Here is a 25,492-nt window from a genome sequence, read left to right as displayed (position 1 = left end):
GATCACCTGATGAGCGGTGTCATCATGGATAATACCGGCAGAATGGTATTTACTCTGTGGCGAGATCAGATTGCCCGTTTTGAGGACAAGCTTGAACTGAACACTCTGGTAATGGTGACGGGCAAGATAGGCTTTGACGAACGTGAGAACATGAAGAAGATTTTTATCGACAAGGTTGAAAACATAACTACTGCCCGTCAGCGGGCGGCCAAAGCCATAAGAATCTATCTTGATGCAAAACAGCTTAAGGATGACGGTCTGGCGTCCCGTATAAGAGAAGTGGCCGAGACGCAGGGAGGAAATACCAGACTGGAGCTTGCAATAGATAATGACAGGTCTTTTCTGATTGCTCCGACAAAGTATTACGTGGAACCTAGTGATTCCGTTCTGGATTCTCTTGAATACTACGTGAAAAACAGGGTTGAGGTCGTATACGATTAGTTTGTTTCACAGGAACGTCAGCTTTGGTTAAAGCCGCAAATTATTTATGTATACGTCCGGGACTCCGATGTTTGTTTGAGTTTGTTGGCATTGTGGTATTAATTTGTCGAAATTAAGGTATATTTAGTTTAAAATACATAAACTTTAATGTACGGACGGCCGTGGCGTACTGTTTTCTGCTGAAAAACGACAGGCAGATAAAGCCAACAAAAAAGCCGTCATGTAAAACGGTGCCGTATTTTCCTGTTCGGATATTACCTCTGAATATCCGCGTGCACAACGAGATATAGAGTGTCAGACAGGGACTTTATCGGATGCAGAGTCAGAAAACATAAAAACTGACATGCCGGTCAGATTGTTTTACAGTGTATTGTTGTATTCTTTATTCATTGTGCGATGCATGATGAATGCAGGGGTTTTGTCCGGGAACGGAACATTAATTCGGAATGTCCGGTTATTTGTTCGCAATGGCGTAAAAAAGGATTTTTTACATTTTTGTAATCAGACGTCTTCCGGCATAATCTTAAATTCTCGTCAGGAATGAGGTGTTATTTATATGAATATGGATTATCTTGATTTTGAACAGCCTATTGCTGAGATCCTGGCTCACATTGAGGAGCTTAAGAAGGTCAGTACCAATATCGGCGATAGTCTCGATTTTACCGATCAGATTGAATCTATGAAAAAGAAGCAGGAAGAGTTGACCACCAAGATTTTTTCAAATCTCGGTGCATGGCAGATATCCCAGCTTTCACGTCATCCGTTAAGACCTTATACTCTTGATTACATCGAGAACATTTTTACTGACTTTGAAGAATTTCACGGCGATCGTGCCTATGCTGATGACAACGCCATTGTCGGCGGTGTTGCCCGTATTGACGGTGAGTCCGTAATGGTTATAGGTCATCAGAAGGGCAGAGACGTACAGCAGCGTACATTAAGAAACTTCGGCATGCCTAGACCTGAAGGTTACCGTAAGGCTTTACGTCTGATGCAGACAGCTGAAAGATTTAAGCTTCCGATTATCACTTTCATTGATACTCCGGGTGCATATCCTGGCGTTGGCGCGGAAGAAAGAGGACAGGCTGAGGCAATTGCCAGAAATCTTAAGGTAATGAGCTCTCTGCGCGTACCTATTATTTGTACCGTTATCGGTGAAGGCGGTTCAGGCGGTGCTCTTGCCATCGGCGTCGGTGACCGCGTTAACATGCTGCAGTATTCAACCTATTCCGTAATTTCTCCTGAAGGCTGTGCTTCAATTTTATGGAAGAGTGCAGACAAGGCATCAACAGCTGCAGAAGCAATGAACATTACCGCTTCAGCATTAAAGGAACTCAAACTGATTGACAATATTGTGGAAGAACCATTAGGCGGCGCACACAGGGACTACAAGACCATGGCTGAAAATCTGAAGCTCAGACTGCTGATGGATCTGAGTCAGCTTAAGATGCAGTCTGAAGATCAGCTCCTTGAGAACCGTTACAAGAAGCTTCTTGCTTTCGGTTACTGCTAATGGAAGAGGTTGATGGTACATGAGATATCATCATCCTGCATAAGATACATAAAAACCTTAATGAATTCATTAAGGTTTTTTTTATGATGGACTTCCGGCCTTATTTGAAAATGTACAATCGTTTGTTTGGGTTGTCACTATGATAAATGACAGAGAACTGCTCAGCAGAAGAATTTCAGAAAAAATCGATCTTTCAAGATATGCCGGTTTAAACTGGGTTGTGGCACTGAGCGGCGGAGCTGATTCACGCATGCTTCTGGAGCTTGTTGCGTCATCCAGAAAACTTGCTCTCAGCGTAAGGGCAGTGTATGTTCATCATCATCTGCAGAAGGTGGCTGACGAATGGGTGACCTTCTGCCAAAATGAATGCAGAAAAACAGGTGTGGATTTTCACATAGAACATGTTCGTGTAAGTTTGCGGGGGTCAGTTGAGGCCAACGCCAGAAAGGCACGATATGAAGCTCTTTCGAAATACATTAACTCTGATAAATGTGTGCTGTTTACGGCACATCACGCAGATGATCTGCTTGAAACAATGCTGATGGCCATCAATCGCGGTGCGGGAATTTCCGGATTAAGCGCCATCCCAGATATTCAGCCTTTTGCGCACGGTTTTCTGGCAAGACCCATGCTTGCGGTAAGCCGGTCTGAGGTGGAGGAATTCTGTCGTATCAATGATTTAAATTATGTTACGGATCCCACCAACCTGAGTAATCAGTACGATCGAAACTATTTAAGACATGAAGTCATTCCCGTAATTAAAAGACGTTTCCCTCAGATTCTCACGGGAGCACGGATTGTTTCAGAGAATCTTCGTGATGATCTGCTTTTATATGAGGATATGCTTAAGGAAAAGCTTGCCGGTTTTGTGGATATTGTTCCTTTTGGCGGTTTCGCCCTGAATATGAAAAAGCTTGCAGGAATTAGCGGAGAACTTAGTGATAAGTACCAAAAGGCATTAATCAGATTGTTTTTACGCAACCATTACGGTATTCAGATTCCCAGAAAACAGTTGCCGGAGCTTATGAAGCTTAAGGATAGTACGGATTCAAAGGCAAGAATAGAGGTGGAGGATATGGTCATAAGTCTATATCGCGGTTACCTTTTTGCCGTTCCCGATACCACTGGACTTATTAATTCCGGAACAGTACATATTGTCGTTGGGGAGGATGTTCACTGTGGCGGTGTGGTGCTTTCCCTAAGGAAAGCTGTTGAATGCGGGGATGATTCGTGCAATGCTTCCCGCGGGAGCGAATCAGGCATTGTTGTTCGAGATGTTTTTTATCTGCCGAAAGATGAGAACGGGCTGATCCTGCAGTTTAATCCGGTATCATCACTCAGACTAAAACCAAGCACCAGAATGCATAGTCAGATTCTAAAACAGCTGTGGAAGGAATACGGTATTCCGCTGATTCTCAGACCTCTGCATCCTGTCGTTACGGATGAAGGCGGTAATATTTTGGGAGTTCACGGGGTTTTCAAGATCTGTGGTGATTCTGAAAGACAGACTGGAAACGATTATTATTCTGTTGAACTGACTGTCAGACATGATTCATTTGAAGGATAAAACCTAATTCAGAACACATGACATATCGGAAGCGGATAGATTTTTAACAGGCAAAAAAAACGGTCACCAAGACAGCAGATGATGACCGAAAACACGGAATGAAAAACAAAGAAAATAATAAACATTATATCTTCGTTTCGCAGGTATAATTTTAGACTGGGGTCTGGGCAGAAAGTTCCCAGATGATATCTAAAATTATTTTTTAGTATAAACTAATTTTGTTGATTTGTTCCACGAAATATGGAATTTGTGTGTCAAAAAGTGTTACCAAAGTCTAGAATCGATCAGAAACATTATTGTAAATAAATCTGTGATTAAACTGTTTATATTCTGGAAGTGAATTTAAGATACGCTGATATACGGGGATATAAAGAGCTGTTAATTTTATGTTTATTCTGTGAATAATTTATGACACAAGTTCCATATATTGTTTGTTCCTTTTGTCACTGTTTTTATAAAATTATAAAATAAACCTGTTCCCTACAATGGGGATGTCCGGGGCGGATAATAATTAAAAAAGTTCAGGGCCAAATAAAAAACTCGCCTTAGAATTAAGTTAAAGCGAGTTAAGAAAGATATTATTATGAAGGAAGAGCTTATCAGCTCTATTATCTTAGAGAGTGGAGTTTATAAAAAGTTCACTTTTCCGAGAAAAAAATAAAACCGGCATTTTTTTGCCGGTTTTACTTTTATGATTCATACCCGTAAGGGTTAGTCAGAATTAGGCAAGAGCCTTGATCTGTGCACTTAAACGAGACTTATGACGAGCAGCCTTGTTCTTGTGAATTAAACCGTTGCTGGCAGCGCGATCAAGAAGAACCTGAGCGTTGTTGAAAGCTTCCTTTGCAGCATCCTTCTGGCCTGCAGCGATTAAAGCTACAACCTTCTTCACTGCGGTACGCATAGCTGAACGCTGAGCAACATTATGAACACGATTTCTTTCTGAAACGATTACACGCTTCTTAGCTGACTTGATATTAGCCAAAGTAAACTCCTAAAAATTCTTTAATATAAAGATAAACTTAACAATACTTTTAAGGTTTATCGTTCAATTTATCAGTGTTAATCTTTAAACACACAAACCAAATGACTTTTACGGTCTGTTTTCAGATGAGCGCAATTATAATTGTCTTTGTCTAAAAACACAACAGCAAAAAGTCATTATCATCGTATGGCGTAGTTAGCCGATTACGCCGATGATCGTTTTGCGGTTTGTCCCTGTTTATGGATAGCTTTACGGCACAAAGAGACACTTCCCGGAATTTAGGATTTTATGCGTATTGCAATCAAACTAGGTTTGGACAATAAACTGGGCGGATTATATCAAAAAATCATCTTAATGTCATGTTTTTTGACAGGCGTTTTTATGCGTAATTCATGTTCCGGAATCTTAATCAGTATGAGAGGCGACATTGCAGAGTGTGGAATCGGAAGAATGAAGCACGGCTTTGTGTTTGAGTATGTGCCTGATAGCGGTTATAATCTGCACTCATGCACCTATCCGTTAATAACATTCGGCATTAGTGATGTTTCGTTTCAGGTGCACTAGAGAAGCAGGCGTATTCGTTCCGGTTACCTAAGGTAAAAGGTGGTGAGCCTGCGTTTAATTCGGTAAGATGGATTTATGCTTATATCATGAGTAAATTGTTTCGTTCCAGCCTGATTACGTCCGTAGCTACTTTTATGTCCAGAATTCTCGGTCTCATAAGGGATGTTTTCATTGCCGGAATTCTCGGGGCCGGACAGAGCTCGGACGTGCTCTTTTTTGCCCAACGCATTCCTAACTTCCTTAGAAGACTGTTCGCGGAAGGAGCTTTCAGTCAGGCATTTGTCCCCGTGATGGCTGAATTTAAGGCCAAAAAGGACAAGGAAGGGCTTAACGATCTTATCAGTCATACCTCAGGTACACTGGGTGCTCTTGTGTTTCTTATTACCATTCTCGGCATGCTCGGAAGTCATGTTGTTACCGCAATTTTCGGTTGGGGCTGGTTCGAGGAATGGCTTCACGACGGTCCTGAAGGAGGAAAGTTTGTTCAGGCTTCGTTTCTTCTTAAAATTACCACTCCGTACCTGTTTTTTATAACCCTTACGGCCGTGTCCGGTGCCATCCTGAATACTTTTGAGAAGTTCCTTATTCCTGCGATAACCCCGTGTCTCATGAATCTGTGCATGATTGCCAGCTGTATATGCATTGCTCCTTATACGGAAGATCCGAATTTCGCACTGTCTTTGGGATTCCTTGCCGGCGGTGTGGTTCAGTTTGCATTCCAACTTCCTTTTCTGTACAGGCTTGGATGTCTGGTTAAGCCGAAAATAAGTTGGAATCACCCCGGTGTGGCTAAAATAAGAAAGCTGATGCTTCCTGCAATTTTCAGTGTTTCAGTGAGTCAGATAAATCTCATTATCAATACCATTATTGCCACGAATCTTGCAACCGGAGCCATCAGTTACCTGTATTATTCCGACAGATTACTGGAATTTCCAATAGGTATATTCGGCGTGGCCATCGGAACCGTGATTCTGCCTGCCTTGTCACGGCAGTTCGCCAAAAAGGATAATGACGGCTACGTAAAAACCATGGATTGGGGAATAAGACTTGTTCTGCTTTTGGGATTTCCGGCAATGATGGGAATAATCATGCTTCGCGAACCTATTGTAAGGGTTCTCTACATGAGAGGAGAGTTTGGACTCGATGCCGCAGGTCACGTGGGACTCAGCGTCATTGCATCAGTTTCCGGTCTGTGGGCCATTATGCTTGTCCGTGTGCTGGCTCCTGGGTTTAACGCCAGACAGGATACGGCTACGCCGGTAAGATACGGCATAATATCCATGATTACCAATATATGCTGCAGTCTTATCATTGTTTTTCCTCTGGAAAAGTACCTGGAAATTGACGGCGGACTTGGTTACGGTTATCTGGGGCTCGCTCTGGCTACCACCGTCTCCGCCGTTCTGAACGCAACACTGCTTTTATGCGGGCTTGCCAGAAAAAACATTTATCACGTCAGCAGGTCTACAGTACTGTTTATCATAAAGCTTCTGGCTGGAACTGCGATAATGTCAGTCGGACTGAGTTTTATCAGGGAGTATTTTGCTGAAAATATCGAGGCCTGGGCTTCACTTGGACTTTTGGCGTCTATAGTGTATCTGTCGGTTCTTATCGTAGCCGGAGCCCTGATATACTTTGTGTCACTTTTTGCTCTTGGGATTAGACCGTCTCATCTGCGCGGTGTGTAGTTCGAAAATTGCCGTACCGCAACAGTACGGCTGTAAACTGCTACCTTCGAATGAAATGTGAAAAATGTTATAAACATAACGTTTTTTTGGTATAATCTGAAACTTGTTGATATATAAATTTTAGGTTTTGAGTAGTTGGTAGTAGTTGGTTGAATTATGCACTTAGTGCGAAATCTTGATAATTATGCCGATAATGCCGACGGAATGGCTCTTACCATAGGCAATTTTGATGGTTTGCATATAGGGCACAGGGCAGTCCTCGGTGAACTTAAGGAAAGAGCTGGAAAGCTGGGGCTTAAGACCGGTGTGATGTGCTTTGAACCTCAGCCTCTGGAATTTCTTTCATGCGAGAGAATACCCGCAAGACTCAGCAGGTTCAGGGATAAGTATCTTGGGTTAAAGGAACTTAGCATAGATACACTGTTCTGCCTGAAATTCAACGAAAAGTTGGCAGGTTTGTCTCCGGAATCGTTTATTAAGGATATTCTGGTAAAAAAACTGAATGTCAGACTGCTGATTGTGGGTGACGACTTCCGTTTCGGGAAAAAGGGCGGAGGCGGATATGAACTTCTTTCTGAAGCCGGAAAAATGTTCGGATTTACGGTATTCAGCATGTCCAGTTACAGATACTGCGGAGAAAGGGTGAGTTCCACGGCCATAAGACAGCTTCTGTCGGAAGGCGCTTTGGAAAAGGTTTCCGAGATGCTCGGGGAATACTTCTACATCCGCGGGAAGGTATGTCACGGCAGAAAGATTGGTTCAACCATCAGTTTTCCGACTGCAAACATAAACCTCAACAGAAGGGTTATTCCTCTTTTCGGTATTTATGCCGTTAAGGTCGGCATGCCTGACGGAACAGTTCGTTACGGCATGGCAAATGTCGGTATAAGACCGACGGTTAACGGAAGTGATCCCCTTCTTGAGGTGTTTATATTTGATTTCTCCGGTGATTTGTACACCAGAGAGATAAAGGTTTCGTTCATAAAGAAATTAAGGGATGAGATTAAATTTCCTTCTCTTACGGAACTGAAGCAGCAGATTTCTAGGGATGAGCAGGAAACAAGGGCTTTTTTTAAGGCTCATCCGTGAGAAGACGACTGAAGAATTTTTGAATGCGGAAGAATGCGCAGACGTTCTGTCCGTATTTGCAATGGTTTAAGGTGCGGTGTTTGCCGTTCTTGTTTAGACATGCCGTAATCGGTCTCTCCGCAGTATGTTAGGGTTGCATGAATGTAATGTTCTCCTTAACACGTGCAGGCTGTTGAGCGGTATTTTTTAATTATGGTATTAAATTGAAATGACAGATTATAAGAAAACTCTTAATTTGCCTGATACCCCGTTTCCTATGCGCGGAGATCTGGCAAAGCGTGAACCGCTGATGTTAAACTCTTGGTATGAGGATGATCTTTATAGTCAGATTAGAAACGCTAGAAAAGGCAGAAAGTCATTCATTCTGCATGACGGTCCTCCATATGCTAATGGTAATATTCACATTGGTCACTCAGTAAATAAGATTCTTAAAGATATCATAATTAAGTCAAAGACCCTTAGCGGTTTTGATGCTCCGTACATTCCCGGGTGGGACTGTCACGGTCTGCCAATCGAACTTAAGGTTGAAGGCCTCGTAGGAAAGCCGGGACAGAAGGTTACTGCAGCTGAGTTCAGAGAGGAATGCCGCAAGTATGCCAGAACCCAGATAGATGCGCAGCGTAATGATTTTAAGAGACTCGGTGTTCTCGGTGACTGGGATAATCCTTATCTCACCATGAATTTTGAAACGGAAGCCAATATCATCCGTGCTTTGGGTAAAGTTGCCGAAAACGGACATCTGGTTAAGGGCTTTAAGCCTGTTCACTGGTGTATCGACTGCGGCAGTGCGCTGGCTGAAGCAGAAGTTGAATATTATGACAAGCAGTCATACGCAATCGACGTATGCTTTAAGGCGGCAGATGCAGATGCCGTACTGAAGGCTTTCGGTAATGTTCAGTGCGACACGGTTCCTAACATTGTAATCTGGACAACAACTCCGTGGACTCTGCCTGCAAACAGAGCAGTCTGTCTGAATGCTGATTTCAATTATCAGCTCATTAAGGCTGATAACGGCAAGTGCTACATTCTTGCTGAAGTTCTTGCTGCCGACGCATTAAAGAGATACGGTGTTGAAGAATTTACAGTTCTTGCCGTAACAAAGGGCAGCAGTCTTGAAGGCCTGAAGTTCTGTCATCCTTTCCTGGATATGCAGGTTCCTGTAATTCTCGGTGCACACGTTACCGATGATTCAGGTACCGGTGCGGTTCATACTGCTCCGGGACACGGTATGGACGACTATGTTGTAGGTTCAAAGTATAATCTTGAAGTGGCCTGTCCTGTCGGCGCTGACGGCCGTTTCCTTGAAGGCACTCCTTTCTTCGCCGGACAGAATGTATTTGAAGCCAATCCAAAGGTTGTTGAACTGCTGAAGGAAAAGGATGCTCTTGCAGCCGTAAACAAAATTACCCACTCATATCCTTGCTGTTGGAGACATAAGTCACCTATTATTTTCCGTGCTACACCGCAGTGGTTTATCAGCATGGAAGAAAAGGGATTGAGAACTAAGGCTCTTGATGAAATAAAGAAGGTTCAGTGGGTTCCTTCATGGGGACAGAACAGAATTGAGGCCATGGTTGCAAACCGTCCTGACTGGTGTATCAGCCGTCAGCGTACATGGGGTGTGCCGATTGCCCTCTTCGTTGATAAGGACACCAATGAGCTTCATCCTCGTACTCAGGAACTGATTGAGGAAATTGCCAAGCGCGTTGAGAAGAAGGGAATTCAGGCCTGGTGGGATCTTGATCCTAAGGAAGTTCTGACTCCTGAAGAACAGGAAAGATATGTAAAGGTTAAGGATACTCTTGACGTATGGTTTGACTCAGGTTCAACCAGTTATACGGTTGTTAACAAGCGCAGTGAATACAACGGTAACAGTGCTGACATGTATCTTGAAGGTTCGGATCAGCACCGTGGCTGGTTCATGTCATCACTTATGATCAGTACAGCCATTTCCGGAAAAGCTCCTTACAAGACCGTTCTTACCCACGGCTTTACCGTGGACGGACAGGGACGTAAGATGAGTAAATCCATCGGCAATGTAGTAAGCCCTCAGGACGTAATCGGAAAGCTCGGCGCCGATATTTTAAGACTGTGGGTTGCTTCTACCGATTACAGTGGTGAAATGACCGTGTCTGATGAAATATTAAAGCGCAGTGCGGAATCCTATCGTCGTATCCGTAATACCTCAAGATTCCTGCTGGCCAACATTAATGATTTCAATCCCGCAACTGATATGGTTGATTTCAAGGATATGGTGGCTCTGGACCGCTGGGCCGTTTCATGTGCCGCAAAGGCTCAGAAGGAAATCATCAGTGCTTATGACAGCTTTGATTTCCATACCGTAGTGCAGAAAATAATGCAGTTCTGCTCTGTTGACATGGGATCTTTCTACCTTGATATCATTAAGGACAGACTGTATACCTCAAAGACCAACGGCGTGGCTCGCAGATCAAGTCAGACTGCACAGTATCTCATTGCCGAAGCGATGGTTAGATGGTTCTCTCCAATCCTGAGTTTCACCGCTCAGGAAATCTGGCAGCAGTTACCTGGCAGCAGGGATAAGTACGTATTTACCTCTGAATGGTTTGAAGGTCTGAGAGAGCTTCCTGAAGATGATTCTTTAAATGACGATTTCTGGCAGAAGGTTAAGACAGTTCGCGATGAGGTTAACAAGAAGCTTGAAATTGCCCGTAAGGACAAGGTAATCGGCAGTTCACTTGAGGCTGAAGTCAGAATTTATGCAAGTGACGACATTGCCTCAACCCTCGCCGTTCTCGAAGATGAACTCCGTTTTGTTCTTCTGGTATCGAAGTGTGAGGTGTTACCTCTTGCCGACGGTGCCGATGCTGAAAAGACTGATATCGAGGGGCTCTCAGTTACCGTTACCGCAACTGCTGAGGAAAAGTGTGAAAGATGCTGGCATCGTGTTCCGGGAATCGGTTCTGTTGAGGGACATCCTGGAATTTGTAAGCGCTGTGCCGAAAACATTGACGGCGACGGTGAAATCCGTAAGTTTGCATAAATTCGGCATACAGCATACTTTCTGAAAACATATAAGCCCTGTTTACAGCAGGGCTTTAATTTAATTATTTAGGGACAAGTGAATGAGTGGAAAAATCTTAAGGTCAGGGTTGGTGTTTCTGCCTGTTTCGGTTGTGGTAATCCTATTGGATTATTTTAGTAAGCTGTGGATAATTAACAATATTCCTGCGTATGACCCCAATGGCTTTATTGAGGTTATCCATGATTTTTTCAGCATTATTCATGTGCATAATCAGGGTGCGGCATTCAGCTTTCTGGCAGATAAGGGAGGTTGGCAGAAGATTTTCTTCGGAGCTGTTGCTTTAGGCGTCAGCATATACCTTTTGGTCTGCATGTACAGAAACAGAGTGTCGGATTTTCTTCCGAATATTTCTTTTGCCCTGATTATCGGCGGAGCTCTGGGTAACCTGTATGACCGTATTGTGTATTCATACGTAATAGATTTCCTGGATTTTTATCTGGAATGGGGCGGAAAAATTCATCACTATCCGGCATTTAACATTGCTGATTGCGGAGTGTGTGTCGGTGTATTCCTTTTTGTTGTTTATGAACTTTTTATCAAAAAGGAGGATAAGAAGGAAGAGGGAGCCGGGAATGCAGGAGAATAAGTTAAGAAAAAAAATCCTACTGGTCAGTCCTCGCGGTTTCTGTGCCGGAGTAAGCAGGGCAATTCAGATTGTCGAGCTGGTACTTGCCAAATACGAGAACGAAAATGTCTATGTGCTGCATGAGGTTGTTCACAACAAGCATGTGGTTGAAGAGCTTAACCGTCACGGAGCCATATTTGTGGACAGCCTTGACGAGATTCCGGATGGGGCCATAACAGTATTTTCAGCTCATGGTGTTTCCAAGGCTGTTGAGCAGAAGGCGGTCAGAAAGAATCTCAGGGTATATGATGCCACATGCCCGATTGTGGATAAGGTACATCGTAAGGTGAGGCGCATAAGTGACAAGGATGAGGAAATCATCATGATTGGTCATGCAAAGCATCAGGAAGTAGAAGGGACTGTCGGTCAGTACACGAGTTCAGTGGGGGCAATGCATGTGGTGAATGACATTGAAGAAATAGGCAGGGTGCATATCAATAACCCTGAAAAACTTCATTTTGTTACACAGACAACGCTGAGTGTTGATGAGGCTCAGAGCTGTATTGACGCACTCAGAAAAACCTTCCCTCTTATTTCCGGTCCGGCCACAAACGATATCTGTTATGCCACTCAGAACAGACAGCAGGCCGTAAAGGATGTGGCTCATCTCGCAGACGTGGTTCTGGTGGTGGGGTCAAAAAATTCTTCAAACTCCAACAGGTTAAGTGAGGTTGCAAGACAGTCAGGCTGTATTTCCTACCTCATTGACGATTATACTGACGTGAAGCAGGAAATGATTGCCGGAAAAGAGGTTGTTGCCATTACGAGCGGTGCTTCTGCTCCGGAATATCTCATTGAGGAGATAGTGAAACATCTTAATGTAAATGATGAGTACGACATTGAAAACATCGGTGTTTCAAAGGAAAAACAGAACTTCAGACTGCCGGAAGGACTGTGATGTTTTTATAACCTTTATAAAGTCACTTGATTCTTCTGTAATCACGTGACTTTATTCTTAAACGTTCTATATCCGTTTTGTAATAATGCGTGTTTACATTTGTTAATAACCGGTTGTATGACTTTTACGTTTTATCAATTGTAAAATATATGTTTGTTAGTCAGTTTCCGGAATAATTAAAACATGGTAAGAATGCATTTTTCTTTTCCATGTTTCTAGTCAGGATTATGCTAAAAACATAAAACAGAAGAATATATATATTGCAAATATATATAATTCATATTTATTTATGAATATATATACATGGAAAAAACTTTAATTCAGATATTAAAAATCAATGATTTATATTAACAAAATATTAAAAACTGTTGATTTTTAACACTTTTTTATAAAAATAATTTCATAAATTTTAACGTAAAATTTTACTGTTTTTGTGAATTGAGCAGAAATTCCATTATTAAATGTTAATAGTTTTTTGAAAATATTTGTTATTTGGTATTTAATAGTAAATTGAGTAGTTTTCATTTTTGAAAAAAGAAAAAATTTTTATATACATTATAAGTGAGGTAAACTCATGGTTAAGTTAAAAAATTTATCCAGAGTCATTAATGCCTGCGTAGTGCTGGCTGCCGCGGGTATATCGATCTCAGGTGTGGCTTATGCCGAGAATGTAAATTTAAAGGATGCCACAAATGAAGAATTACAGATGGTTGAGAGTAATGCCACGGTTACTGCTCCGTTCGGTATAGCGGGGCTAGGTGTTGCTCCGTTGGTTATGCTGACTGTAGGTCGTGATCATAATCTTTTCTCTGAAGCGTATTCAGACTATACCGATATTGATGGTGACGGCAAACTTGATATCATGTTCGACCCGTCCATTTCTTATTTCGGTTTGTTTGATAATAAATTCTGTTATAAGTATAAAGAAGGTATTATCGATCTTAAAGATAAAACTCAACCATTGCACTCAAACGTAACTATACAATTTAATAGTGGTAAACGGGGTAAATGGAGTACAACTTACAACCAGTTCCCGGGATATTGGTATCCTGTGGGAAGGGCAGGCGATGAGAAGTTTGGCGGAAAATCCGTTCCGGCCAGTTTGTCCATGTGGAGTGAATCCGACAGGCCTACCAGGACGGTGGATGTATGTAACGGAAGCTCCTGGAGCGGAAATTTCCTGAATTATGTAACTTCAAGCAGAATTGACGTTATCAGAAAAGTTCTTTATGGCGGTGCGAGAGTATATAATAATACCACAGGTGCGGGTTTTAAGGCTGGTAAAACCAGAACAACGAAGTATGTGTATTCGACAGAAATTGCAGGGAAAAAGAAAACTCTGGAATCTTCGTTGCTGGCTCATTCGCGAGTGCTTCGAGACTCTCATGCTTGGGGTAAGGTTCTCTCAGATCTGATGTATGAAGGACAGTTTACAGTAAATCAATTCACCGATCTGGATAATACCGGTAATGCTGAGAATGCCTGGTTCTTTATTGTTGCTTCACCGGACGACAGTGTTCGCAAGGACAATGATGATGACAATGCCGGTAATTCATTCCGTTGGACTTCTACCTACATGCGATATGCACTTGTTAAGAATGCAGGTATGCCTGGGCGCACTGCCAGCAGTGAGGACGCTGCATACATATGGGACTGGGCAAGCCGTCAGACGTTTAATCAGGATGATCTGGATGCCATAGGTTCCGATCATCAGAAAAGAATTGACAGAAAGAATAAAGCTTCAGGTAGTTCCGTATCTAACACAGATCTGTTTGATAAGGTAGAGACAAAGAACATAGCAGTGGTAGCTTGTACAGAGGAATTCCATGACAATGACAACTGCATGAATTATGGTACTGAAACTAATCCTATTTGGCAGCCTACCGGTCTGCTTCAGCAGTATGGTCAGGGTGCTTCTCCAAGAATGAGGTTCGGTCTTATCACCGGTGGCTGGTCGAGCAATATCGAAGGCGGTATTCTCAGAGCGAATATCGGTGATTTTACGTCAGAAATACGTATGACTTCTGATTCTAATCATTCAGCCGGTGACTTTGATTTCAGCAAGATATCTTGTGCAGGTGTAACATCAAATGGTAAGGGGTCTATATGCGGTCTCATTGCAACATTTGACAGAATGAATATATCTGCAAAGCATTCAGGTAGTGATAATTCCAGTCCTAATGGTGGTGGTGTATATAATAAGTGTTCTCGTGATAAGACTGACAATGGTCCGTTGGTTAAGATGAATACTGAAAGTACTGGTATGTGTCATGATTGGGGGAATCCTGTAGGTGAAATCCTCTACGAGACGGCCAGATATTTCCAGGGGCGTTCAATGTACAAGGATAATTCTGGTTTTGAAGAAGCTCAGTTAAAAATGGGACATGTTAAGCCTACGGATCCATATCCAGATGGGAGTTCTACGTACTGTGCTAAACCTGTTGCTTTGCTGATTGCTGACGAAAATATAAGTTTTGACAGTACTAACGTGAAAAATGACGCATATGATTCTGATACATCAGCCATTGTAAATGAAACCGGGACTGTTTCAAATGAATACGGCCTTGCAAAAGGTTCCTATTATATGGGAGCGATAAGAGGCGAAAATAAAGATTCAGGTATGTATGAATTTATTCCTTCAAGGAAGGAAATCTCAAATCTTAATGAGGTCGTTGGTTTAGCTCCTGCCGCTGCTTTCAGTGCTGGTTCATATAATGTTGCAGGCGTTGCCTCTTTGTACAGTAAAGGTTTAAACAGAACATCACACGGACCAAATAATAAGCAAAGTGATTTGTATATGTCTACCTATGTGGTTGCAATGAAGCCTAATGTTCCTCAGATAAATGTTCCGATTAATACCGGAGCGGGAACTGCTTATGTAGAAATACTGCCTTTCGCCAAAACTCCGTCAGAAGATAGTTCTTGCGAAACCTCTGCTAGCTGGGATCCGCACGGCAATAAATGGTACCATGTTGAAGATTTTAGCAAGATTACAAAAGACATTCGTGTTAAGCAGTCAACAAATCAGGTTGCTGATTTCTATGTTGAAAAACTGAGTGATAATGAAGGTGTATTCAGAATCAGTTATGAAGACTTTGAGTATGGTTCTGACTATGATATGGACTGGGTGGTTGCCTATAAATATCAGGTATTGCAGGGCAAAAATGGTACATACATCAGAGTCATGTTAACTCATGAAGACGGTGACCCATATGCACCTCAGCATGCAGGATACGTAATTACAGGCGTTGAAAATGAGGGTGTGTATGTTGATCTCGGAAAGGTATCTGCAAAGAACAACAATGGATGCGTGTACAATTTGTATGAGTTGGATACAGTTATTAATGATGCTTCAATTGATTCCTGTAAAGCTTGGAATCGAATATCAGCAGATGGTACAACCGGTCTGACTCAGGTTGCCAATGAAGGTAAAAATGGTGGGGATCTTCCTTATGACGTATGCTTGTTCCCTGCTTATAACTATATAGAGAGCAGCTATTCTTTCTGGAATAGTGGAAACATTGATGATTACTATGAGAAATTCATTAAGCCTCATGCAAATATTTACTATGGGAACAGAAGCTCTCTAGTATCACAGGGATACTGGCAGTATGCAAGATTTGACCAGGGTAAGGATTTCAAGAATGGTAATGATAAGCATAACTATCGTTTGCATGGAGATCACTATTCATCAATGGGGTATAAGGCAGCGGATAACAAGTCAACCGTAACTACCAGCCGCACGTTTAAGGTTAAGGCTACGAATGACAATACTGGTTGGCTGAAGAGTCCTCTGTGGTACGCAGCAAAGTACGGTTTATCTCAGGATCCTAAGGCTCCTAGCGAAAACCGCCTGCAGCGTAAAGATCCTTCTATAGAACCGTCAAATTACTATCTTGTAACGAATCCTATTAAGCTTCGTGACGGTATAGCGCAAATGCTCAATAAGATTGTTGAGAATGTGAGCTCCAGCTCTAGTCTGGTTTTAGCAAAAAATGGAGATTCACTTGATCAGTACTCTACTGCATATGAAGCATCAACCTGGTTCGGTGAATTGGTGAAGAGGGTGTATTCAACTTCCAGTCAAGATGGCACCACGGTTGAAACATACATTGGTGAGGTAGCGTGGCATGCCTCTGAAACTTTTGCTGAAGAAAAGCCGGATAACAGATTAGTTCTAACTTTAGACACTAATCCTAGTGCTTCCAGCTTTAAGATAAGACGTTTTTATGCGAAGGAGAATGCGTACGACTACACAACTTGGAACAATACCCCATCTGTTCAAGATACTTATGTTACCTTATCCAAAAAAGATGGCGCTGTAAATGACAAATACCTGGGTCATTATGTAGTAAGCCAGCTTCTCAATGACACCGGCCTTTCTGAGGCTGAGGTGGAAAATGCGGATAATCTCGTATACGCTGATAAAGTCGTGAGATGGGTTCTTGGCGATCATATCTACGAAGGTCTGAATACGTCAGATAATTACTCTCTCCGTCTGGCAAAAAATGAGAATAAGCCATTAAGATATCGTGAATATAATCTTCAGAGGTTTGTTTTAGGAGATATAATTAACTCTGATGCTGTTGTATTTTCAGTTCCTGGTGCTGAAAGTGTACAGGTAGATGCCAACGGTAACAAATGGATACAGAAGTACATAGCTGTGGGTGCGAATGATGGTATGCTTCATATCATAAATGAACGCAATGGTAAGCCTATAGTTTCTTACCTGCCATCAGTTGCACTTTCGTCAATAGGCAGACTTGTTAAGGAAACTTATGCAAGTGATCATATGTCATTTGTTGACAGTACCCCTGAAGTTATTACGATTGACGATAAGGTATACCTCTATGGCACTTATGGTATGGGGCTTAGAGGTGGCTATCTGCTTAACGTGACAGCTATGCCTACAATTGTTAACGTAGGATCTCCTGAAGACCGATTCCAAGCGCTTAATGATTCTTCAACTGATCCTTTAGTTGTTTGGGAACTTAGGGATAACGATAGCGATTTAGTTGGTAAGCAGCGTGTGGCTCCTACATACATCAGAGTTAAGAAAGCCAGAGAATCTGATGAAGCTATCCATTATTTAGTTTATGGTAGCGGGTACGATGCTCAGAAGAGTGGTCTGCTGTTTGTTGATATGTTTAATCTTGGAGAACATTGCTCTAACAAGTTATATGCTCCTTGCGTAGCAAATGAAGTTGAGTTTAATGCCGAAGATCCTTGGGGATACAACAGAAAGAATGCTCTCGGACCTGTAAACATGTATACCTTATCAGATAAATATGCAATTGGTCAGAAGTATGATGCAATGTATGTTGGCGATCTGTTCGGTAATATTTGGAAGATGGATCTTGATTCTTTCACTGCATCAGGGAATGACGCTCTGAACTTCGATGTTACCAAATGGGGCTCTGACAGTTATTCTAAACCTCAGATTATCTTTAAGGCTTTAGACAGCAACGGAGTGGCTCAGCCGATAACTTCTGCCATCGCAGTTGATTCACATCCTTATGGTGGTGTCGGTCTGATTTTTGGAACTGGTGGTCTGTGGACAGCCGCCGATCAGGGCACTGTGTCTCTTAAGTATAATACTGCTCAGTCTTTATACATGTTAAGAGACAGAAGTTCAGATCCTGATGTTAATGTTTCAAGCAGAGTTGGAAGTACACTGGTGCATAAGTGTTATAGTTCTTATTCATCAGATGCAAAAGAAGGCTGTTTGGTTCAGTATGTGTTTGCTTCGGATGATCGTACCAGTATAGTGGTTTCTCCAAGTACAACACCAAAGGTCGGTTCAAAGATTTTTGGCTGGTTCTTGGATTTAGCTGATGCAGATGGACAGAGTTTTAAGGATGGTGCACGTATTTACAGGGCTCCAAATATTGTTGATTCATTTAATTTCTCTGTTCCTGTAAATATGCCAAATGTAAGCGATACCTGTAATGGTGGCGGTACATCTTATCTGGTAACCGGTGATTGGACCCTTAGAAGCTTAACCAAATTATCTAGTCCGGAAGTATACAATGGACTGTTGAGTGAGGGTAGGGTGTTCATGGGTAAAGATGGTAAGAGACATGTCGCATACCCTCTGGATTCTGCGGATAAAGACGCACAGAAGGAGCAAGTAGACCTTCCATTTAATTCGAAAGTAGTATCCAACTCTTCCTGGATTAAGCTGTATTAAATCACATTTTTATGTGATGAACATACTGTGATAAAATCCCTCCATTTGCTGGAGGGATCCCCATAAGTTGAACAAATCAAACTTATGCTTGTTTTAAGGCTGAATTTCCTACTTCACAGGGAGTTCGGCCTTTTAATTTTTCCGTACTCTATTATTGTTGCAATAATGGATATACTCCTCCATTGCGTCCTTAAGCTTGTCAGGTGTGTTAAACTCATGTTCATCTCCCGAAGTGCCGTCTGATTTATGTATCGAAGAGAAACATGAATCTACCAATCCTGCTTATATAATTTAAATATGTTCTAAGTTAAGTGCAAAGGAAACCATGAAGCAGATTAAGGATAAGGAATATTTCAGTAGGTACCATGATGGTGATTATTAGGACGATGTGTTGCTTATAGGTATTAACTATGAGCCTAAAACAAATGCTCACCTAAAGACTAGATTAAAATTTGAAGCATTGTTATATGCTATACCTTATAGGAACAGCAATTCAATTAGTGGCCTATAAAGTACAAATTACTTCTTGACAAAGGTCATTTCATAGCAGGACATTAAAATTTCACTTTATACCGGCAACCACTGTTATTACGTGCAAAACTCAGGATTTCTAACGGAATTCTTATGGAACTGTTACTGGGAATTTCAGTTGGTATTGCTGATACCGGAAAGAATAAATCCCTAAATTGACTGATTTTAGGTGGATTGTGGTAAAACGGATAACGTACGTGGGACGGATAAACAAATAATAAACGCTGAAAACGTGTATGAGATGGCGTTTTCAGCGTTTAGAATATAAGGTCGGATTTTAGAATGTCAATCTTAAACCTGCATCAAAATTTACGGAACTAAGGACTAATTTGTTTAAAATGTTCGGATTCTTTACTGAGCCAAAGTAATAGTATGTTGCCCCAAGATCCAAAGCAATATAATCATTAAATTTTATTGCAGTTCCGGCTGCTACATCAACTGCCAGTCTGTTGGTGTTAGTTTTTCCTGATACAGTGTAACCTGGACGACCCAAAATCCAATCATCGCCTGTTATAGTGACATCAGGAACAATATTTGAGTGTTTATTAGAATGCTTTGCCCAACCAAGTCCCGCACCGACATATGGAACGAATATTCTGTCAGTGTGGAAGTCTGCATAGGTGTTAAACATTAAAGCTTTAGTTTGAATTTTGTTGTTTAATTCAGCATAATAAGTTGTATTAGGAGAACCATCGAGGTTAGTTATTATTCCTTTTGATTTACCGGTAAATTTTTGACGATTATTTTGATACCACTCTACCTCTGTTCTAATTCCTACAAGAGAATCATCATAGAATTCAAGACCAATGGCTGGTCTCATGCTGAAAGCTGTCTTATGGTCTACGCTGCAGTCCCAGATATAATCTTTACTCTCACTGTTACTATTGTCATACAGATGGCTGTCATTGCATCTAGAATCTAAATTCAGCAAAGAGGCGCCTGCCTTAAAGCTAGCGTAAGGTCTTACTGATAATTTAGTCGGAGCCGCTGAGGCCTGATTTGAAAGGGTTAAGAAAGTTAATGCCGCTACGGCTGCAATCCCTAATTTTGTAAGTCTGCTCATGTTTATAACTGTCTCTGAAAATGATTAATTAATTTATTTTTGTTCTATCATGTTTTTATAAGATGTACTTTTGGAACATTTTTTTAACATGTCGTGTAAAAATAATAAATAAACAAGTGATAAACGTCAAGAATAATAGATAACATTTATATTTTTATAAATTTGGTTTAACTAAAGATATTTTTTATCCTTTATCTATGATATTTCATACTGATAATTAATTGATGGCTTTCAGTCGGCTGACAATCCGGTGTGTTCTGTATATATATGCCACTGCCAGTATGTAAAGTGAAACGCATAATGCAATCCACAACCCGTTGAATCCGTGAGGTCCCCATAAGACAGACTTGAAGCAGAGAATGAGTCCGACAGGAACGGTAAACATCCAGTACGTGATAAGTGCCATAACCAGTATGATTCTGTTTTTCTGAAAGCCTCTGAGTATTCCGGTTCCTATGGTCTGACAGTAGTCTCCAATCTGATATACGGACACACAGATGAATGTTTCGGTAAGAATGTTTTTAACTTCTTCGTCTGATGTATAAATTGATATTATCTGATTTCTGAGAATATATGATGCAATTCCTACAACCACGGATAATGCAAGGCCAATGACAAAAGCGGATGATATTGTATTCCTTACCGCTGTGAAATCATTAGCACCGTGGGCATATCCTATGCGAATGGATACAGCATTAGCAATAGACATTGGAATTATGTATATAAGAGTCATGTAGTTAAAGAAAATCTGATTGGCAGCCATTGCTGTGCTTCCCATGGTGGATACCACAAGGGAGAACAGTGAAAAGATTCCGATTTCAAGCAGTATGGCTACGGCAAGCGGGAATCCTGTTCCGATGAACTTCCTGCATGTCACGTTATCAGGTTTCGGCGGATCTCGGTATATGGCGCATTTCTGCAGATAACGAATCCTGCTGGTAAGGAACAACTGAATTACAAGCATGAAAAATTGTACCATGGCTGTTGCCACGGCACATCCGATGCCTCCCATTGCCGGAAATCCGAATTTTCCGTAAATGAAAACCCAGTTGAGAAAGACGTTTATACCAAGTCCCAGCATGCAGCATATCATGGATATTTTGGTTTTTCCAATTCCGTCTGTAAGTGATCTGAAAGAGTTAAATGCAAAAGTAAAGGGAATTCCGGCAGAGACGATCCATAAATACTTTGTGGCAACTTCCTCAACTCTCGGCTCAAGATTAAGATAAGGAAAAAGCAGAGGTGCGCTCAGTGATAATGCAATGCTTATAAGACTTATGATTACGGAGATGTAGAGCAGCTGGTAAAAATGAAAATGTATGTTTTTCCTGTTGTCATTTCCATGATCCGCTGAAATAATGGGGGTTACTCCCAGCATGAAGGCTGACATAGGGATTGTTATGAGAATAAAAATGGAAGTGGCAAGGGAAAGCCCGGCCAAATCCAGCGAACTGACTCTTCCTGCCATCAGAGTGTCAGTGAAGGCCATTCCTGTTGTTGATATGCTCCCGATGAAAATCGGAACAGCCATTTTTATAAGTCTTAATGCTTCATCTTTGTGATAGGTTAAATTCATGGTGTGAATAATATTACATGCCGTAGAGGAAACTTAGGTTAAACAGTGGTGTCGTGGATGGTATATTCTTGGTTTTAAGTGGAACTAAGGTGCCGTAGGATCATTAAGTGAATCGGGTGCATTATATTTCATTTTTTGCAGTAGTCTTCGTATGTAGGTGCGTTAATGATGAACTGAAGGAAGAGCATCTATAAAAAAGTCCCATTTCCGATGTTATACGGAATGGGACTTTGATGTTTTCTGCTTACTGAGAATTAAAGCTTACTGATTAAGTCCTTCTGAGAAAGGAGCTTGGTAAGACTTTCCCTGTAATTAGCAAGCTTTTCCTGTTCCTTGGCAATTACGTTCTGCGGAGCCTTGGAGGTGAAGGTTTCGTTGCTAAGCTTACCGTTAATTCTGTCGATTTCAGAGTTAACCTTGGCGATTTCCTTGTCAAGACGTGCCAGTTCTTCGTCTTTCTTAACGATGCCTGCGAGAGGGAACAGAATTTCACTGTGACCCACAATCTTGGCGATTGCAGGAGGGAAGTCTGTTACCTTCGTCTCCAGCTTTTCCAGGTTTGCCAGAGAAAGAACAAAGTCCATGTTGCGTTCAATAACTGCAAGTTCATCAGCCTCACCTCTCATAATAGGACTGAGCTTTAATGAAGGAGCAAGGTTCTTTTCAGAACGGATGTTACGGACGGCAATAACCAGTTCCTTGATGAAGTCAAGTTCGGCAACGGCTGTTTCATCATATTCGAAATCGTTGTCTGAAGGGTAAGCCCTCAGCATGATGGAATCTCCCTTTCTGAAGTCATTTCTGATTAAAGGAGCAACGTTTCCGTAGATTTCTTCAGTGATGAACGGCATAATCGGATGAGCAAGACGCAGAATTGTTTCCAGTACATCCATCAGGTTGTACAGGGTTGCATTCTTGTGATTTTCTCCGCCCAAAGTGCTGTTTTCGTCCTTGCACCATAGTACAGGCTTGGTTAATTCAATGTACCAGTCACAGAATTCATTCCATACGAATTCATATAAAGCGGTAGCCGCCAGATCGAAACGATAGTTTTTAAAACTGTGATTGATTTCTTTGATGCATGCCGCAAGCTTACTGCGGATATATCTGTCAGGTAATGAATAGTCAGCGAAATCAGGTTTTCTGAGTTCCCTGTTTTCCACGTTCATGAGAACGTAACGGCTGGCATTCCATAACTTGTTGCAGAAATTGCGGTAGCCTTCAAGACGTTTCATGTCCCAGTTAATGTCGCGGCCTGTTGAGGCAAGTGCGGTAAGGGTGAAACGCAGGGCATCGGTGCCGTGGGCTTCAATGCCGTTAGGGAACTGTTTTTCGGTGCGCTTGGCGATTTTTGCTGCCTTCTGAGGCTGCATCATGTTGCCGGTACGCTTCTTCAGAAGTTCTTCCAGACTTACACCGTCAATCATGTCCAGAGGGTCAATAACGTTACCCTTGGACTTACTCATCTTCTGACCTTCTTCATCCCTGATGAGACCTGTAACGTATACGGTCTTAAACGGAACCTGCGGATTGCCGTTTTCATCCTTGATGAAGTGCATGGTCATCATAATCATTCTGGCAACCCAGAAGAAGATGATGTCAAAACCTGTTACCAGTACGCTGGTAGGGTGGAAGGTTTTCAATTCAGGAGTGTTTTCCGGCCATCCCAGAGTGGAGAATGTCCAGAGCCCTGATGAGAACCATGTGTCAAGAACGTCGTTGTCCTGTCTGAGTACGGTGTCAGCAGAAAGACCGTTCTGTTCACGAACTTCAGCTTCGTTGTGGGCAACGTAGACCTTTCCTGATTCATCGTACCAGGCCGGGATTCTGTGGCCCCACCAGAGCTGACGGCTGATACACCAGTCCTGAATGTTGCGCATCCATGAGAAGTACATGTTTTCGTACTGCTTTGGAACAAACTGGATGTCACCGTTTTCCACAGCTTCAATTGCCGGCTTTGCCAGAATGCCTGCACGAACGTACCACTGGTCGGTAAGCATTGGTTCGATAGGAACGCCACCGCGGTCGCCATACGGCTGCATTAATGTATGAGCCTCAATCTTTTCAAGAAGACCGAGAGCTTCAAGATCGGCAACGATTACGTCTCGAGCTTCATATCTGTCAAGATTACGGTACTTGGCAGGAATTTCGTTTGAGTATGCGTCAGAAGGTTCTCCGTTGGTATCGAATACTTCTGCTGATTCACGGATCTTTGCGTCCTCGGTAAGGACGTTGATCATAGGCAGTGCATGTCTCTTGCCTACTTCGTTATCGTTGAAATCGTGAGCCGGAGTGATTTTTACGCAACCGGTACCCTTGGTCATGTCGGCATGTTCGTCGCCGACGATAGGAATTAAACGATTTACAAGAGGAAGTACGATCTTGGCTCCGATTAAGTCCTTGTAGCGTGGGTCTTCGCTGTTAACCGCAACGGCGGTGTCGCCCAGCATGGTTTCCGGTCTTGTGGTGGCAACAACAATATAATCCTTGCCTTCAGCGGTTTTTTTACCATCTGCCAGATGATATCTGATATGCCACATATGGCCCTGAACTTCCTTGTTTTCAACTTCAAGGTCGCTGATGGCGGTGCGTAACTTAGGATCCCAGTTTACGAGACGCTTGCCTCTGTATATAAGGTCTTCGTTGTACAGTCTGATGAAGACTTCCTGAACGGCTGCACTGAGCCCTTCGTCCATGGTGAATCTTTCACGATCCCAGTCAACTGAAGTGCCTAAACGGCGCATCTGTCTGGTGATGGTACCGCCGGACTGTTCCTTCCATTCCCAGATTTTCTGGATGAAGGCATCACGTCCGTAGTCGTGACGGGTTTTGTTTTCTTCTGCGGCAATCTTTCTTTCCACAACCATCTGAGTAGCAATACCGGCATGGTCTGTACCGGCCTGCCACAGGGTATTGTCACCGAGCATGCGGTGATAACGGATTAAAATATCCATGATGGTCTGCTGGAATGCATGTCCCATATGAAGGGAACCGGTTACGTTTGGCGGAGGCAGACAGATACTGAATGCAGGTTTGCTTGCATCCATGCTAGGACGGAAATACTTCTTTTCCTCCCAGTTACGATATATGGTCTGCTCGATTGCATTTGGATTATATGTTTTTTCCATCGTTTTCTTCTTTTTTTAAGCAAAACATCTATGACTTAATGCTGGTACATTAAGCCGCTAATGGTATTCTCAAAGATTTTTCGATAAAGTTTAATCATGGTTTGATTTAGAATCTGAATCTTTAGAGACGGATAATCTGAATATTGTTGACAGTTATCTGTACAAATTATCCATGCGTATTTTACTCCATATATCACATAAATTCATTCCATATTTGCTGTTATACCGGTAATTAAACGGCATTCATATTTTTCACGTATGCTGAAAAAGCCCGTGCGGCTTTAGCCGTTATGTGTGATAACTCTAATATAATGGTCAGTATTAATGTCATTCGTCAGGCTGATTTATGGTAAGATCGTTAGTGCTTTATCCCCTCACTATGGTGGAGAAGGTTGCTCTTCGGTGTTCCCGGTTGTACGACGATGTTGTTAATATCGGCCGGAAAGCCGAAAGACACATGATAAAAATAATATAACTCAACTTTCCCACATGATTTTGAGTGGAAAAACATAGCGCAACCTTAATCCATGCGGTTTAGGTGTTTTTTAAAAACATGTATTGATTTTTATG

At 42.1% G+C, this 25,492-nt stretch carries 14 protein-coding genes; 9 read left to right on the top strand and 5 right to left on the bottom strand.

All coding sequences use genetic code 11. The features are described 5' to 3' along the window. The 3 genes from QZU58_RS06440 to tilS all read left to right on the top strand — a co-directional run. Nucleotides 1-441: OB-fold nucleic acid binding domain-containing protein (locus tag QZU58_RS06440; protein ID WP_294495752.1), on the top strand; the 441-nt coding region annotated here is incomplete at its 5' end. Between the two features lie 556 nt (nt 442-997). Then, a complete protein-coding gene (gene accA / locus QZU58_RS06435; protein WP_294495751.1) occupies nt 998-1,954 on the top strand; it encodes an acetyl-CoA carboxylase carboxyl transferase subunit alpha in 957 nt (318 codons plus the stop codon). A 139-nt stretch (nt 1,955-2,093) separates the two neighbouring features. Beyond that, nucleotides 2,094-3,521, top strand: a complete 1,428-nt coding sequence (gene tilS, locus QZU58_RS06430; RefSeq protein ID WP_294495750.1) for a tRNA lysidine(34) synthetase TilS — start codon at nt 2,094-2,096, stop codon at nt 3,519-3,521. A gap of 721 nt (nt 3,522-4,242) precedes the next feature. Here tilS and rpsT read toward each other — a convergent pair. Continuing rightward, complete coding sequence (gene rpsT / locus QZU58_RS06425) at nt 4,243-4,506, bottom strand: 30S ribosomal protein S20 (RefSeq protein WP_294460486.1); 264 nt, start codon at nt 4,504-4,506, stop codon at nt 4,243-4,245. A gap of 647 nt (nt 4,507-5,153) precedes the next feature. On the opposite strand from rpsT, the gene murJ reads away from it, so the two are divergent. The 6 genes from murJ to QZU58_RS06395 all read left to right on the top strand — a co-directional run bounded on the left by murJ (nt 5,154) and on the right by QZU58_RS06395 (nt 18,624). Next, nucleotides 5,154-6,758, top strand: a complete 1,605-nt coding sequence (gene murJ, locus QZU58_RS06420; protein ID WP_294495753.1) for a murein biosynthesis integral membrane protein MurJ — start codon at nt 5,154-5,156, stop codon at nt 6,756-6,758. Nucleotides 6,759-6,914: 156 nt separating this feature from the next. Then, nucleotides 6,915-7,847 (top strand): bifunctional riboflavin kinase/FAD synthetase, encoded by a 933-nt coding sequence (ribF, locus tag QZU58_RS06415; protein ID WP_294495749.1) that lies wholly within the window; start codon nt 6,915-6,917, stop codon nt 7,845-7,847. Between the two features lie 208 nt (nt 7,848-8,055). Continuing rightward, entirely contained in the window at nt 8,056-10,869 is a 2,814-nt protein-coding gene (ileS, locus tag QZU58_RS06410) for an isoleucine--tRNA ligase (RefSeq protein WP_294495748.1), read from the top strand. Nucleotides 10,870-10,951: 82 nt separating this feature from the next. After that, nucleotides 10,952-11,497 (top strand): signal peptidase II, encoded by a 546-nt coding sequence (gene lspA / locus QZU58_RS06405; protein ID WP_294495747.1) that lies wholly within the window; start codon nt 10,952-10,954, stop codon nt 11,495-11,497. Then, complete coding sequence (gene ispH, locus QZU58_RS06400; RefSeq protein WP_294460494.1) at nt 11,484-12,434, top strand: 4-hydroxy-3-methylbut-2-enyl diphosphate reductase; 951 nt, start codon at nt 11,484-11,486, stop codon at nt 12,432-12,434. The genes lspA and ispH overlap by 14 nt, the downstream gene beginning before the upstream one ends. A 574-nt stretch (nt 12,435-13,008) precedes the next feature. Next, a complete protein-coding gene (locus QZU58_RS06395; protein WP_294495746.1) occupies nt 13,009-18,624 on the top strand; it encodes a hypothetical protein in 5,616 nt (1,871 codons plus the stop codon). A 132-nt stretch (nt 18,625-18,756) separates the two neighbouring features. Here the strand turns inward: QZU58_RS06395 and QZU58_RS10210 are convergent, their stop codons facing one another. The 4 genes from QZU58_RS10210 to QZU58_RS06380 form a co-directional block, all read right to left on the bottom strand. Further along, nucleotides 18,757-18,900, bottom strand: a complete 144-nt coding sequence (locus QZU58_RS10210) for an IS3 family transposase (RefSeq protein ID WP_363174825.1) — start codon at nt 18,898-18,900, stop codon at nt 18,757-18,759. A gap of 532 nt (nt 18,901-19,432) precedes the next feature. Beyond that, complete coding sequence (locus tag QZU58_RS06390; RefSeq protein ID WP_294495745.1) at nt 19,433-20,218, bottom strand: outer membrane beta-barrel protein; 786 nt, start codon at nt 20,216-20,218, stop codon at nt 19,433-19,435. A 217-nt stretch (nt 20,219-20,435) separates the two neighbouring features. Continuing rightward, nucleotides 20,436-21,749, bottom strand: a complete 1,314-nt coding sequence (locus QZU58_RS06385) for an MATE family efflux transporter (RefSeq protein WP_294495744.1) — start codon at nt 21,747-21,749, stop codon at nt 20,436-20,438. 299 nt (nt 21,750-22,048) lie between these two features. Next, the gene (locus QZU58_RS06380; protein WP_294495743.1) at nt 22,049-24,922 is read right to left on the bottom strand and encodes a valine--tRNA ligase; all 2,874 of its coding nucleotides are present in this window, start codon (nt 24,920-24,922) and stop codon (nt 22,049-22,051) included. Nucleotides 24,923-25,492 lie beyond the last annotated feature (570 nt).

The organism is uncultured Ruminobacter sp. (assembly GCA_902764345.1).
Taxonomy (GTDB): domain Bacteria; phylum Pseudomonadota; class Gammaproteobacteria; order Enterobacterales; family Succinivibrionaceae; genus Ruminobacter.
The sequence above is the reverse complement of the archived record's forward strand: the minus strand, read 5'-3'. Positions and strand labels throughout refer to the sequence as shown.